This window comes from Bacteriovorax sp. PP10 (genome assembly GCF_035013165.1).
Taxonomy (GTDB): Bacteria; Bdellovibrionota; Bacteriovoracia; order Bacteriovoracales; family Bacteriovoracaceae; genus Bacteriovorax; species Bacteriovorax antarcticus.
The window spans coordinates 292,180-305,245 of record NZ_JAYGJQ010000003.1 but is presented as its reverse complement, the minus strand read 5'-3'; the positions used below and the strand labels follow the sequence as shown (position 1 = coordinate 305,245).

The 13,066-nt window shown below is 39.3% G+C and carries 14 protein-coding genes; 10 read left to right on the top strand and 4 right to left on the bottom strand.

Annotated features, from left to right (window positions below; translation table 11 throughout):
• Positions 1-7 precede the first annotated feature (7 nt).
• Positions 8-1,393 carry a sensor histidine kinase gene (locus SHI21_RS19205; RefSeq protein WP_323578740.1) on the top strand — a complete coding sequence of 462 codons (1,386 nt, stop codon included), beginning with the start codon at positions 8-10 and terminating at the stop codon, positions 1,391-1,393.
• Here the strand turns inward: SHI21_RS19205 and SHI21_RS19200 are convergent.
• Positions 1,372-2,085 carry a hypothetical protein gene (locus SHI21_RS19200; protein WP_323578739.1) on the bottom strand — a complete coding sequence of 238 codons (714 nt, stop codon included), beginning with the start codon at positions 2,083-2,085 and terminating at the stop codon, positions 1,372-1,374. The genes SHI21_RS19205 and SHI21_RS19200 overlap by 22 nt on opposite strands.
• 27 nt (positions 2,086-2,112) lie before the next feature.
• Positions 2,113-2,781: an iron-containing redox enzyme family protein gene (locus SHI21_RS19195; protein WP_323578738.1), complete on the bottom strand. Its 669-nt coding sequence runs from the start codon at positions 2,779-2,781 to the stop codon at positions 2,113-2,115.
• A 182-nt stretch (positions 2,782-2,963) separates the two neighbouring features.
• Here SHI21_RS19195 and SHI21_RS19190 point away from each other — a divergent pair, with 182 nt between their 5' ends.
• The gene (locus SHI21_RS19190; RefSeq protein ID WP_323578737.1) at positions 2,964-3,395 is read left to right on the top strand and encodes an MAPEG family protein; all 432 of its coding nucleotides are present in this window, start codon (positions 2,964-2,966) and stop codon (positions 3,393-3,395) included.
• Here SHI21_RS19190 and SHI21_RS19185 read toward each other — a convergent pair.
• Positions 3,365-4,234, bottom strand: a complete 870-nt coding sequence (locus tag SHI21_RS19185; protein ID WP_323578736.1) for an alpha/beta hydrolase — start codon at positions 4,232-4,234, stop codon at positions 3,365-3,367. The two genes, SHI21_RS19190 and SHI21_RS19185, sit on opposite strands and share 31 nt — an antisense overlap.
• Positions 4,235-4,318: 84 nt before the next feature.
• A complete protein-coding gene (locus tag SHI21_RS19180) occupies positions 4,319-5,530 on the bottom strand; it encodes a TCR/Tet family MFS transporter (RefSeq protein ID WP_323578734.1) in 1,212 nt (403 codons plus the stop codon).
• Positions 5,531-5,651: 121 nt separating this feature from the next.
• On the opposite strand from SHI21_RS19180, the gene SHI21_RS19175 reads away from it, so the two are divergent.
• The 8 genes from SHI21_RS19175 to SHI21_RS19140 all read left to right on the top strand — a co-directional run bounded on the left by SHI21_RS19175 (position 5,652) and on the right by SHI21_RS19140 (position 13,065).
• Entirely contained in the window at positions 5,652-6,383 is a 732-nt protein-coding gene (locus tag SHI21_RS19175) for an alpha/beta hydrolase (RefSeq protein ID WP_323578732.1), read from the top strand.
• Between the two features lie 19 nt (positions 6,384-6,402).
• Positions 6,403-6,897: a lactoylglutathione lyase gene (gene gloA / locus SHI21_RS19170; RefSeq protein WP_323578729.1), complete on the top strand. Its 495-nt coding sequence runs from the start codon at positions 6,403-6,405 to the stop codon at positions 6,895-6,897.
• The gene (locus SHI21_RS19165; protein ID WP_323578727.1) at positions 6,887-7,348 is read left to right on the top strand and encodes a YaiI/YqxD family protein; all 462 of its coding nucleotides are present in this window, start codon (positions 6,887-6,889) and stop codon (positions 7,346-7,348) included. The genes gloA and SHI21_RS19165 overlap by 11 nt, the downstream gene beginning before the upstream one ends.
• A gap of 154 nt (positions 7,349-7,502) precedes the next feature.
• Positions 7,503-8,258 (top strand): hypothetical protein, encoded by a 756-nt coding sequence (locus tag SHI21_RS19160; protein ID WP_323578726.1) that lies wholly within the window; start codon positions 7,503-7,505, stop codon positions 8,256-8,258.
• 93 nt (positions 8,259-8,351) lie between these two features.
• Positions 8,352-8,843 (top strand): HNH endonuclease signature motif containing protein, encoded by a 492-nt coding sequence (locus SHI21_RS19155; protein WP_323578724.1) that lies wholly within the window; start codon positions 8,352-8,354, stop codon positions 8,841-8,843.
• A 74-nt stretch (positions 8,844-8,917) separates the two neighbouring features.
• Positions 8,918-11,446 carry a PAS domain-containing protein gene (locus SHI21_RS19150; RefSeq protein ID WP_323578723.1) on the top strand — a complete coding sequence of 843 codons (2,529 nt, stop codon included), beginning with the start codon at positions 8,918-8,920 and terminating at the stop codon, positions 11,444-11,446.
• A 44-nt stretch (positions 11,447-11,490) separates the two neighbouring features.
• Positions 11,491-12,228 carry a substrate-binding periplasmic protein gene (locus SHI21_RS19145; RefSeq protein ID WP_323578721.1) on the top strand — a complete coding sequence of 246 codons (738 nt, stop codon included), beginning with the start codon at positions 11,491-11,493 and terminating at the stop codon, positions 12,226-12,228.
• 111 nt (positions 12,229-12,339) lie between these two features.
• Positions 12,340-13,065, top strand: a complete 726-nt coding sequence (locus SHI21_RS19140; RefSeq protein WP_323578719.1) for a substrate-binding periplasmic protein — start codon at positions 12,340-12,342, stop codon at positions 13,063-13,065.
• Position 13,066 lies beyond the last annotated feature (1 nt).

Sequence of the window (13,066 nt, the reverse complement as noted above, 5' to 3'; positions counted from 1 at the left end):
ATATCGTATGCCTAGAGAGTTATTATTTTTATTTGGATTTTTTGCGGCGTTTGTTTTGATTAACTTCGCAACTTATCTGTTTCTTCATTATAAAATGAAGGAAAAAATCTTTCGTGAATTATCCACGTACTGGATTCTCGTGCTCGTTGTTTTTCTTATCGAAGGTGCTTTTCCAGCTGGAAAGTTAGCTCTTAGTTTAGTTTTCATCGTGAATCTTTTTCCAATTTATATCATGGCAAATTTTCTTATGCGCTCGTATGGGCTCAAGTTAAATTTGAGAAAATATACAATTAGTTTTTTTGCAGTCATTGCACTGACTCTCACTAATTATTTTTTGGGAATGCCATTTTTTATTTTATCATTTCCCGTTTGTCTCCTGGCCGCTTTTCCTTTGATGGAGGCCATCTATACAACGTTCGTCATTAAAAAAGGCGAGGCCACATTCGTTCAGCAGTTCATGGCAAGTGTGGTGTTTGGTCTGGGAGTATTTTGCTGCTTCCATTACGCCTTCAATCGACTGACTCCGGGAACGGAAGTCGTGGGATACGGATCGGCCTTTTTAAATTATATTACGGCCTCTATTATCTTGCCGGTATTTGCGATCCAGGAATTGAACAAAGAAAAGACAGAGCGCCTGGAGCATTTAGTAAGAGAGCGAACAGCAGAGCTTCTGGCATCTAAAATTCAAAAAGAAAAATTACTCCGCGTGGTTGTTCACGATATTTCAAATGCCCTTCAGGTTTTAATTTTACAATCGAGCAGACTGTCGCACTCTGAAGATCCAAAAGTGGTGGAAGCTTCAGTTCGTTTATTGAAAAATCTTGATTCCATTAGTGAAATCGCCAGACACGTCAAAGAGATGGAGTATGCTAAAACGGCGGCCATTAAACTTGCACCTGTCACAATAGAAGAGTGTTTTGCTGAGATTAAAGATTTATTCGGCGATCGATTTGAAAATAAAAATGTGAAATTGATTCTGATCAATAAAGTTCCCAACGATGTGGTGATCAATGTCGATAAAGTGACATTTATCCACTCGGTAGCATCAAACATTATTTCTAATGCTCTTAAATTCTCTTACCCTAATTCAGAAGTTGTCGTGACAGCTTATGAAGAAAAAAATCAGGTGCATTTCGATGTACAGGATTATGGAGTGGGGATGAATGATAAGTTCTTATCGAACCTTTTTGAGTTTGAGTCTTCGTTTACCACTCTTGGCACGAATGGCGAACGAGGAACTGGTTTTGGTATGCCGTTAGTTAAAAACTATGCAGAAATTTTTGGTGGCCAGGTAAAAGCATTTTCCGGGCAGCACGTTGATGCCAGCGGTACGCGCATTCTGGTAAGCCTTCCGGCCTTCCCACTGAATGATCAGGCCACAAGTTTCCACTGAGATTTAAATTTCCCATTAAGCCTGTCCCAGACTTTATCAAATTTGGGATGCCACGGATTTTTCTTATAAACAACTCGCACTTCATTCTGAAAGAAAGCAATCATGTCTACGAGTTCGCCTTCGTGATCTTTACATGGAACATTGGTAGCAAGAGGAGTCCCACCGGCCTCAACTGACATTCTTCCCATGCCTTTACTCACTCGCATGGTTCCTGTCATGGCATCAGTTTCACTTTCTAAAAAGCGCTTCATGTTAAATCCGGATAAAATATACTTCCATGGGATGTCTACTTTTCGGTCTCTAAAATTGCGGGCCACTGTGAACTGACTGCAGATTAAAATGTTTTTTCCTCTGGCGATCAGGCCTTCCATGACTTCTTCATTCCAGGGATTGAAATAAGAGTCGAGTGGTGCTGTCTCATCGTCCCAGTTTACTTCTTTAAAAAATGTCGTGGCAAAACATTCACCTTTGTAAAAGAGTGCCAGGATTTCATCTTGTCTGGTGAATTCTGTGGAGCTTAATTTCACATCGGTTTCATACTCACCATGATAGTAGTGGTTCCAGGTATTGTACCAGCACTGAAAAGTTTGCTGGTAAATTCCATGGAGCGCTTTCGGGTTATTTCTTTTAATCCCATTTAGCAAATACACATCAATGTCATCGAAATTGATGATTTCATTTTCACTACTCATAAAATGTCCTCTCAAAAGAATTTTAAATTAAGCGGCCTTTTTCCATTTAGCAAGCTGTACTGAATCGCTGATTTCTTTCATCATTAGATTAAAAGCAAATGATGACTGCTCAAGATTTTCAGTAATAATGGCCAGGGCCTCAGGCGGAAGAGTCGCCAACATCTTCTGAGCTTCTTCAACGTGATGAGGATCCTCTTCACCGTGAACAATCAAGAAGGTTGCAGTTTTCTTTCCGTAAAGAGCGGTAAGTTTTTTTGATAACGGCGGACAAATATTTTGGGCCAGTACTTCAAGATAAAGAATGTAACCCATAATCGCTAGTGGGTCTTTGTGTTCAATTTTAAAATATTGAGGCTCATAAAAGCAGCGAGTGGCATTGAGTTCTTTAAAATCATTAAGAGTATAACCTAAGGCCTTAAGGTCATTGATTGCTAATTTTTCATGACCTGCTTCTTCACCGAGATGCTTTAAAAATCTTAGGTGTAGATTTTGTTGCTGTTCATAGGATAGACGACCGGCACTTGTCGCAAGCATACGAGTTGAATGGCGTACGTAGTAAAACGTTTGGGCGATATAGTTGGCGTAAAATTCTTTATTGTCCCAAGGCATGTTTTCATAGGAATTGACGATCATACTTACTGACTGATTAAGAGCTGCTTTCAGTTGATCCATCTTTGCGTCTACCATTTTATCCATTTGTTCTTACCCTCGTTGAAAAGATTAAATCATCATAAGGCACTAGTCGGATCCGAATAAAGCTATTCGGGAAAAGAATGTGTTCTCAATAAGATAGATAAAAGCGTTTTTTGTTTGTCTAAATAAATCTGCCTCTATAAATTGGTAGTTGGACTCTACAACCCTTTTAAATAGGTAATTTTATGAACCAAAACCTTATGTACTTCCCATGCCTGGCGATGATGATTTTGACCGTTATCGTGATGATGAGGATGTTTGTTATGCGAGTTCTTGCGGTAAAAAACAAAGACATCAATATAACGTACTTTAAAACCTACAATACTGGAGATGCTCCCAGACTTATGCTTCAGGCAGACCGTCACTTTGTTAATCTTTTTGAAGCGCCTGTTTTGTTTTATATGGTGTGTGCTTTTTCAGTGATTACATTTCACGTGGATTCGAAAATGCTTTGGGCCGCATGGATTTATGTTTTTTTTAGATGCATCCACGCCTTCATTCATGTGACTTCAAATAAAATCACACCACGTATGCTTGCTTACGTAGGAAGTTGGATCGCTCTTTTATATATGGGATTGAGTTTGGGTTATAAACTTTTACAAGCGGCCGTATCGTAAGGCCTGATCTTGTCTTGTTGGTTGTTTACAAAATCTTTGATCAGGTTTCTCACTGTCGGGCCAATGGTTCCAATCTCATTGTCCATTTCATGCATTGAATTTTCACATTGAAAGGCAGTGAGATTATTTTTAGTTATTCTTTCTTTTTTTATCCATTCTTTTAGAACGGGAGTTTTGACATACTTGTCGAGTTTTTCGCCTGCGACTAAGACAAGTGTAGGGATAAAGTTGGGCAAGTGACTTCCTCTAGCAAGGCTCGAATTAAATTTTAAGTTCACGGCAAATACCGGAGTTAAAAAAGGACTCACCGGGCTTGGTGGCCCCATGTGTGGTGGCGTAGGATTCTGTAAAAGAGTTTTTTCGCGGATGATCCCATCACCACCAACGAAAGTGTAAACCGAAATACCTGGTGTAATTAAAACTAATCCTTGAACGAATCTTTCTGCCAGATAATTATTTTGCATCATTCGCACGGCAAGTAGGCCGCCTGTTGACCATCCAGAAACAAAGAGCGGACGGTTGACGTCTTCTCTAGTTTTTTCTTCAATCTCCTGGGCCATATCAGATAGAGATGTAAAAGTTTCGTAGTCAAGATGTGAACAGCGGCTTTCACCGTGAGTCGGGTAATCAAAACTGATCACTCGAATTCCTTGCTCATTCATTAATTTAAAAAGTGGGTCGTGGTTATCAGCACGATCACCGAAGCCGATGAAAAAAAGCATGTCGGCCTTTGTTTTCATTCCTTCTGGCGACTGGATGATAGTTCTTATGTAGCACTCTTGCGAAGTGTTCATTTTGAATACATGTTCAGAAACCTTAGCGTGAAGGCCCGTGCTCATAAGAAAAAAGAATGTGATAGCTAATAATCGCATCCGGAATTTTTAGCATGATTCCGGATGATTTAAAATGATTTAGTGTAGAAATTACCTTGCAATAATCTTACGGCGATTCATAAAGACTAACATAAGACATAAAAAAGAGATGAATGAAGCCGCAACATACGGGGCACCTGGAAGTGCGTAGTGATTTGGTTTTGTGAAGTAGGAAAACAAACCAGTGTATAAAAGTGGCCCGATAATTGAAGTTAAGCTGGCGATAGAAAACAAAGTTCCTTGCAATTCGCCTTGTTCTTCAGAAGGTGTGCCTTTTGAAATCATCGACTGTAATGAAGGCATGACGATGTTGGTGAATAATAAAAGCGATGTCGCCCCATAAATCATCCATGATTTTGTTACCAGAGCATAAAGTAGATAGTTAAAAATCATCAGAACAGATCCGTAGATAACAGATTTTAATTCACCAATTTTTGGAACGACAATTCTTGTTGTTACACCTTGTCCGGTTCCAAACGCTAGACCTACAATCGTCAGAGAAATTCCGATTTCTAAAGTACTCCACCCAAATTTATAGTTGGTATAAAGCGCCCAGATACTTGGATGGGATTGCCCTGCAAGGTTCACTAGAAAAAAGGCCCATACTAAAACAGCAGCAGGCGAGTGAAAAAGAGCAGTGATCACTGACTTGATAGGATTTAATTTTGAGCGGTCAATTTTTAATTTACGTTTTGATGCCGGAAGTGATTCAGGTAAAACGAATAAACCAAAAGCAAAGTTAGTCAGAGATAATCCGGCAGCAATGATGAAAGGCCAGTTGTGACCGAACGATCCCACTAGTCCGCCAAGTGCTGGGCCAATGACAAAACCAATACCAAAAGCAGCACCGATCATTCCGAAGTTTGCTGTACGGTTTTCATCGGTAGAAATATCTGCGATATAAGAAGCAGCAACTGTCATGCTTGCACCGGTTAGTCCGGAAATAATCCTTCCAATAAATAAAATTGTCAGGCTTGGAGCAAAGGCCATTAAAAGGTAATCGAGTCCGCCCCCACATAGTGACATTAAGAGAACCGGTCTTCTTCCAAAACGATCTGAGAGTGAACCTAAAAATGGAGAGGCGATAAATAGCATGAAGGCATAGATTGAAATAAAGTACCCATAATAAGAACTGACGAATGTTTCGTCGGTTCCAAAACGTCTGATGACTTCCGGTAATATAGGAATAACAAGACCTATTCCGATAGCATCTAATAAAATAGTAACAAAGATAAATGTCATTTTTGCCTGAGAGTTTTTCATTACAGTATTATGATCAAATTAATACGAAATTGAAATACAGCACAATGTTAAAAATAGCTTGGACTCGTGGTGATTAGAGGTTTATAGTTTTAAGGACTACGCCTCTTACCGAGCAAAAATCATGAAAATAATAACACTTATTCTCCTAGCGATGGCAACAATGGTACATGCAGAAAACAAACTTCAAACGGACCTTCCTTTAAAATATTTAGTAGCAGAACCTAAAGTGGTTCATAGTGCTGTTCAAAGCAGGCCGCTGGTTATTTTTCTTCACGGTTATGGAAGCAATGAAGAAGATTTATTTGAATTAAAGCAGGAGTTTTCTCCCGACTATACTTATTTATCTGTGCAAGCACCTATGATGCTCGCTCCAGGAAGTTATCAGTGGTACGGGCTTCAGCCTAACGAACAAAGTATGGCCGAAGCGACAGTTAAAAAACATTTAAAAATTTTAGAAGATTTTATTAAGGCCGCAACTGTGAAGTATCATACCGAAGCAGATAAAGTTCTTCTCGTGGGTTTTAGCCAGGGCGGAATGATGACTTATGAGTTAGCTCTTAATAATCCCAAAATGGTAAGAGGGATTGCTTCTCTTAGTGGAAAAATTCTTCCGGCGCTTAAAACACAAATGAAGCCAGGACTTAATCTATCGGGGCTCGCTGTATTTATCGGACATGGAACTGTAGATGACAGAGTTCCTCTTCGTGAGGCCACAGAAGCAAATGCACTTTTAGAAAAAACAACTATCAAACCAACATTTCAGACTTACCCCAAAATGGGGCATTCAATTAATCAGCAGGAATTGAATGATATTAAAAAGTGGATGGAAACAACACTTTCGACCAAACGTTAATGTATTAAAGGAGCTCGTTATGGAAACAACACCTGGTCTTTGCACCAATCCAGATGCCGTCACACAAGGCTATATTTTCAATCATACAATGCTTAGAGTAAGAGACCCGAAAGTTTCGCTTGATTTTTACTCGCGCGTACTGGGAATGAAGCTTTTAAGAAAAGTGGATTTTAATGAATGGAAATTTTCTCTTTATTTCCTGGCCATGCAAAAAGAAGAAACAATCGGGTCTGATGAACAAAAAACAAAATACACTGCAGGGCTTAGTGGTGTTTTAGAATTAACTCATAATCACGGGACAGAAGAAAATCCGGAGACACCTTACCACAACGGCAATACTGAGCCTCGTGGGTTTGGTCATATCTGTTTTAGTGTTCCTGATATTGTCGCTGCCTGCGCTCGTTTTGAGAGTCTAGGTGTGCCTTTTCAAAAACGTTTAGGGGAAGGTGGTATGAAGAATATTGCTTTCATTAAAGACCCGGACAATTACTGGGTAGAAATCATTGAAGCCTAAATTACGAACTCCTTATAAAATCTGGATCGATGCCGACGCTTGTCCGAAGGCCGTGAAGGAAATTCTCTACAAGACTTCAGCTCGTCTGAAAATAGAGCTGAGTCTGGTGGCAAATGCTTATCAGGCCATTCCTCTTTCACCGTTAATTACTTTAACGATTGTGGGGAAGCAACTTGATGAGGCCGATCAGTATATTGTGGATTATGTTTTATCAGGGGAGCTGGTGATCACGGCCGATATTCCACTGGCCGCTAAAGTTGTTGAGAAAGAGGCCTTCGCACTTAATCCTCGTGGAGAGCTTTACACTGAAGAAAATATTGGTGAGATCTTATCCATGAGAGATTTTATGAAAGATCTTAGGGATGGCGGAGCGATTACCGGAGGGCCATCGACGTTTGGACCGAAGGATGTTGAGCACTTCGCGAACGCTCTTAATAAACTCTTTCAGTAGACTTTTGAGACCACTTTCTTTTTTAATTATTACATTTGAATGAAAATTCTTACAAACGCGTCTTTTAAATGGATTAGACGACTGTCTCACTCGCCAGAGCTTAGAGCTTTATCCTAACTTAGATTAATTACATTAAATAAAGTTAGGAAGTCTTATGAACAGCAAGTTTATTCATGCCAAGTATCTCGCCGTGCTTTTATTGGGAATCGTTTTCCTGATAGTTGCCGCTGTCGATGCGTTTTCTGCAACGGAAATCAATATTGGAAGTGGAGACGTTTATACTGTGACGACGTCTAAGGTTATTGATGGGAAAACTATTAATGCAAAATTTAATATTGTTAAAACTCTTCGTTCAAAAAATTATAATTTAAATAACTGCACTTTCACTATGGACCTGACTGCGACATCGGAGAGCTACGCAGCTCACTGTATGGAAGCGATCGTTAAACTTTTTATCGTGACTAAAAAAGAATCAGCGACAAATGAGAGTATTGAACGAGTGATTAATCTAGACCTGGATTTTTCTCCTATTGCAGATCTTAATGCCATTAAGTATGGCCTTGAGGATTTAAGTTTTTCGGACGGAGTGGCCACCTTTGAAACGGCCGATCTCACGCAGGCCTCAAACTTCGTTTTAAATGTAAAACTAAGTGCCAGCAGAAAGCTGTTTAAAGACAAAATCCTGTTAAACGATCAGCTCGAGGCAAGTGACTACACGATTGAAAAGCTTCCGAGTGGAAAGGCCAGAGTTTCAATAGATCTTAAGCGCCTGAGTGACGAAATAGAGGATGCAAAAGGGCCTACCTTAAAGATTGAGCTTAAAACTCTAAAGGCCGTGGACGTCAAAGACGCCATCAATACGCCCAACCTTACCAACGCACTATCAGCTAGTTTGATCATTAATGACTGAATTTTGTTGATTGGGCCTGGCCTGGTTGATGTAAAAATTTCAAGAGCATGAAAGATCTGTGAAAGATTCTGAAAACTGCTTTATAAAGTCTACATGAAAAAAACATTACAAATTTCTTTTGTTCTCTCATTATTAGCTGCTTTCTCTTTCGAGGTTAGCGCCAGTGCGTCCTTCCCAATGGGACCGCAATTGTCGATTACTCCGGGAAAACTTTGTGATCGTCCAAACGAGTACAGGTACCCAGAGAAGATCGCTTATTGTGAACGCGATGTAAGTTATGAAACCAAAGAAGCACTAATCAATGAATATGATCAAAAGTTTGGTTACGCCATTACAAGCCTACCAAGAGCAGATTTTAAAATTGATCACTTCATTCCACTTTGTGCTGGTGGATCTAACGACATCACAAATCTATGGCCTCAGCATAAAACAGTTTACGCGATCACTGATCCACTAGAGCCATTAGTTTGTGCGAAAATGCAGGCCGGCCGCTTAAAGCAGGCCGATGCTGTTAAGTTGATCGTTCAAGGTAAAACTGATTTATCTCGTACGAAAGCGGTTATCCAGTACGTAAACAGTCTATAAAAATATAAGTAGATATTTGCGTCGTATTTGTTAACATTTCATCTAAAAGTTATTAATTGATTTTTGGATAATGAATGCCACAATTCGGCGCGGAATATTTTAAACTTTCCCCAGAAATGCTTTGCGTGATTAATCTACGCGGAGAGTTTCACGATCTTAATCCATCGTGGGAAAAAACTCTTGGCTGGCCGATTCACGAACTGCGCTTCACTTCTTTTTTTACTCTTGTTCATCCCGACGATTTAGATATTTTTATTGCAGAGTTTTCCAAACTTACTAAGTTTGATGGATATGTGACGAGTGGTTTTGAATGCCGCTTTCGTCATAAGGAAACCGGATACCGTTGGCTGCAGTGGAGTGCTTCTCCGATAAAAGAAGAAAATCAAATCTTCTGTATTGTAAGAGATATTACCATCTCTAAACGTGAGTCATTAATTCTGATGGAAACTCAGGAAGTCTCTCGCGTCGGTAGTTGGGAGATAGACCTCGCGACCAATGAGTTATTCTGGTCTAAGATGACTCATCAAATTCATGAAACAGATTATGAAACTTATCAACCAATGCTGGATGATGGGTTGAAATTTTTTTCAGAAGATACTCACAAAAAAATGGAAAAGTTTGTTGAGAAGCTTTTACAGTTTGGTGAAAGTTACGATCTGGAACTTCCTTTCATTACGGCCAAAGGAAAAAAGTCCTGGGTTCGTTGTGTGGCCAGAGCGGCCATGCGTGACGGAGTTGTTCTTCGTGTTTTTGGAACGATTGAAGACGTCAGTCAGAGATTGCGTGAGAAGAGTCGTTACGAAACAATTATTGAAAGTGGAAATTACGGAACATGGGATTGGGATCTTGATTCCAATACCGTAGTTTTTAATGATCGCTTTTGTTCGATGATAGGTCTTGATGTGAATGCAGTAAAACATGAACTGGCCACATGGGATTTTTACACTCACCCTGCAGATAAAATTCAAACATACATAGACATTCAAGAGCATCTTGATGGTAAAACTCCTTACTACAGAAACGTTCACAGAATGAAACATGTGGACGGGCATTGGGTTTGGATTTTAGATCAAGGACGTGTTGTTGAATACCGTGAAGGAAAACCAGTAAGGTTTTCCGGGACACACACTGACATCACTTATTTAAAAGAGCTTGAAGAAGAAAGAGTCAGGCTTAATGACCGCTTCAAATTAGTTTTAGAGGCCACTAAGTTTGGTGTATGGGATTGGGAAATCACAACGAATAAACTGGTTTGGGATGACCAGATGTTCGAAATTTTTGGAGTGAAGCGCACTGAGTTCTCCAATAATTATCATGACTGGATTAATTCTATTATTCCTGAAGATCTGGAGAAGGCCACCAGTGCACTTCAAGCTTCAGTGGAAAATGAGAGTATTGATTTTGATACAGACTTTAGGATCAGGCACGTTGATGGAGGCATCCGCTACATCGGGGCCAAAGGTTATGTTCAAAGAGACAGCGGTGGCAAACCAATTCGCGTGACAGGTATCAACTGGGATATTACGAATAAAGTTGAACAAGATAAACTTTTTGCGACCATCATTAATAACATTCCTATTATGATGATTTTTTTCAAGCGCGCTGGAAAAATTGAATGGGTGAACCCACAGTGTAGTGAAAATCTGGGGTGGACTCTGGATGACCTAGAGACTCTCACAGATCTTTCTACAAAATGTTTTGCGACACCAGAGGAACAAGAAAGTGCTTATCGATTTTTAAGTGAGTCTCGCGCTGGATGGCATGAATTTGATATTGTAAAAAAGAATGGTGGTGTCGCCCATACTGTCTGGACCAACGTAAAATTAGGTAATGGAAACATTATCAGTATCGGTCAGGATATCGGTGAGAAAAGAAGACAGGATGAACTGATTAAAGATCAGCAAGCGCGCATGATCAGCTCAGCCAAGCTTTCTTCATTAGGAGAAATGGCCAGCGGGATTGCCCACGAAATTAATAATCCACTGGCGATTATTAAAGGGAAGGCGTATCACATACTAAAAAAATTAGAGTCAGGCGAAGTGAATGTGGAATTCTTGAGTAAGGAAATTTCCAAGATTGAACAAAATAGCTTACGTATTGTAAAAATCATTAAAGGTCTTAGAACTTTCTCCAGACATGGTGAAGGGGATCCATTTCAGGTTGTGACATTTAAATCATTGCTCGATGATGTTCTGGAGCTTTGTTACGAACGTTTTAAATACCAGGGGGTGCTTTTAAAAACATCAGGTGATCTTGATGCAGAACTGCTTTGCCAGGAAACACAACTGGCCCAGGTCTTATTGAATTTAATCAACAATGCTTATGATGCTGTTTCAAATTTTACTGAACCATGGGTAGAAGTAAAAGTTCAAAAGAGTGAAGAGATAGTGAGAATTTCAGTGACGGATTCAGGGCATGGTATCAGCGCCGAGATTGCAGAAAAAATTATGCAGCCATTTTTTACAACTAAAGAAGTAGGAGTGGGAACAGGACTTGGTTTATCCATTTCTAAAGGGATTGTTGAAATGCATAATGGAAAATTTTATCTTGATCAAAATTGTCCCAATACCAGCTTCATTATCGAGCTTCCTGTCAAAAAGTAATTCTTATGACTTCAAATTCTAAGTCTTTCTGTTAGAATTTTTCAATGAAGAAAATAATTGTCTCTTTATTCCTTTTTTTACTGATGATTGCTGATCTTCATGCTGATCCTTTGCATATTGTCACAAACGACTTTCCCCCTTTTCAAATTATTAACGGCGAAAATGTTTCTGGTTTTACAACTGAGATTGTAAAAGACGTTTTGAAAGGCGCAGGTCTCAAAGGCGAGATTAAAGCTTATCCCTGGCCACGCGCTTATAAAATGGCCACGAAAGAACCGAACATGCTTATTTACTCAATCGTAAGAACTAAAGAGCGCGAGAAAAATTTTAAATGGATTGGTGTGATCGCACCTTACGATGTTTATTTCTGGAAATTAAAAAAAAGAAAAGACATTCACATCAAAAAAGTTGAGGATGCAAAAAAATATCTGAGTGGTGCTATGCTCAATGGCAGTAAAGGTGAGCTTCTCATTAAGCATGGGTTTATTGAAGGCAAAAATCTTGATCTGGGAGACAGCGATCTCGACAATTTCAGAAAGCTTTATGCCGGAAGAGTTGATTTAATATTATATGACTCTATTAGTTTTCGTTATACAGCTATTCAGGAAAAAAAAGATGCAGCTCTGGCAGAAAAGATTTTTAAAGTTGAAGGGATATCCAGTGAATTGTATCTGGCCGCAAGTCATGGGACGCCAGACTCTGTTGTCGCAAAGTTGCGATCTTCACTTGAGGCCTTCAAAAAAACCAATAAATACAAAGAAATAAAATCACACCTGAGATAACCATTAGAGTGTTGTATAAAAGACTAATTTAAACAGGGTCAAAACGCCCCTTCGATTATTTAGGTTTTATTAATCTAAGACTGTGACCAAGTCTGTTAATATTAGATCGTAATGATAAAATACTTATTTTTTCTATTTATTACGTTCAATTTAAACGCCGAAACCCTAAGAGTCGTGACGAGCGATTTCCCACCTTTTCAAATGGCCGAAGGAAATAAAGTTTCCGGTATCACCACAGAAATTGTAGAAGCAGTTATTAATAATGCCGGATTTAAATCTGATATAAAAATATATCCGTGGCCCAGAGCTTATAAAATGGGTCTACGGGAATCGAATGTCTTAATTTATTCCATCGTGAGAACTCCTGAGCGCGATAAACTTTTTAAATGGATCGGATCTATCGCCCCTTATAATGTTTATTTCTGGAAATTAAAAAGTCGCAAGGATATAAAAATTAATTCAATTGAAGATGCCCGACATTATAAGGCCGGGGGCGTGATCGATGATAACAAAGCAGATCAACTTAGAAAATTAGGATTTGTCGTTGGAAAAAACTTAGATCTTGTTTCCAGTGATGAGCTTAATTTAAGAACTCTTTATGCCGGCCGAATTGATATTATGACTTTTGATGATTTGAGCTTTCGTCATAAGGTTCTGGCCGATGGAAAAGATTTCGATAAACTAGAAAAGATAATGAAGCTTGAGGGGAGCTCTCACGAGATGCAGCTGGCGGCGAATATTGATACACCTGATGCCGTTGTAGAGAAGTTACGGAGGTCACTTATTGCTTTCAAAAAAACCAACAAGTATCAGCAGATAAAAAATCGCCTGAGATAAC

Bases quoted from the DNA above. Each gene is read 5' to 3' on its own strand.
- SHI21_RS19180 (WP_323578734.1), bottom strand. From the start codon at position 5,530: ATGAAAAACTCTCAGGCAAAAATGACATTTATCTTTGTTACTATTTTA.
- SHI21_RS19190 (WP_323578737.1), top strand. From the start codon at position 2,964: ATGAACCAAAACCTTATGTACTTCCCATGCCTGGCGATGATGATTTTG.
- SHI21_RS19200 (WP_323578739.1), bottom strand. From the start codon at position 2,085: ATGAGTAGTGAAAATGAAATCATCAATTTCGATGACATTGATGTGTAT.
- SHI21_RS19160 (WP_323578726.1), top strand. From the start codon at position 7,503: ATGAACAGCAAGTTTATTCATGCCAAGTATCTCGCCGTGCTTTTATTG.
- SHI21_RS19155 (WP_323578724.1), top strand. From the start codon at position 8,352: ATGAAAAAAACATTACAAATTTCTTTTGTTCTCTCATTATTAGCTGCT.
- SHI21_RS19195 (WP_323578738.1), bottom strand. From the start codon at position 2,781: ATGGATAAAATGGTAGACGCAAAGATGGATCAACTGAAAGCAGCTCTT.
- SHI21_RS19185 (WP_323578736.1), bottom strand. From the start codon at position 4,234: ATGAGCACGGGCCTTCACGCTAAGGTTTCTGAACATGTATTCAAAATG.
- SHI21_RS19150 (WP_323578723.1), top strand. From the start codon at position 8,918: ATGCCACAATTCGGCGCGGAATATTTTAAACTTTCCCCAGAAATGCTT.
- SHI21_RS19205 (WP_323578740.1), top strand. From the start codon at position 8: ATGCCTAGAGAGTTATTATTTTTATTTGGATTTTTTGCGGCGTTTGTT.
- SHI21_RS19175 (WP_323578732.1), top strand. From the start codon at position 5,652: ATGAAAATAATAACACTTATTCTCCTAGCGATGGCAACAATGGTACAT.
- SHI21_RS19145 (WP_323578721.1), top strand. From the start codon at position 11,491: ATGAAGAAAATAATTGTCTCTTTATTCCTTTTTTTACTGATGATTGCT.
- SHI21_RS19140 (WP_323578719.1), top strand. From the start codon at position 12,340: ATGATAAAATACTTATTTTTTCTATTTATTACGTTCAATTTAAACGCC.
- gloA (WP_323578729.1), top strand. From the start codon at position 6,403: ATGGAAACAACACCTGGTCTTTGCACCAATCCAGATGCCGTCACACAA.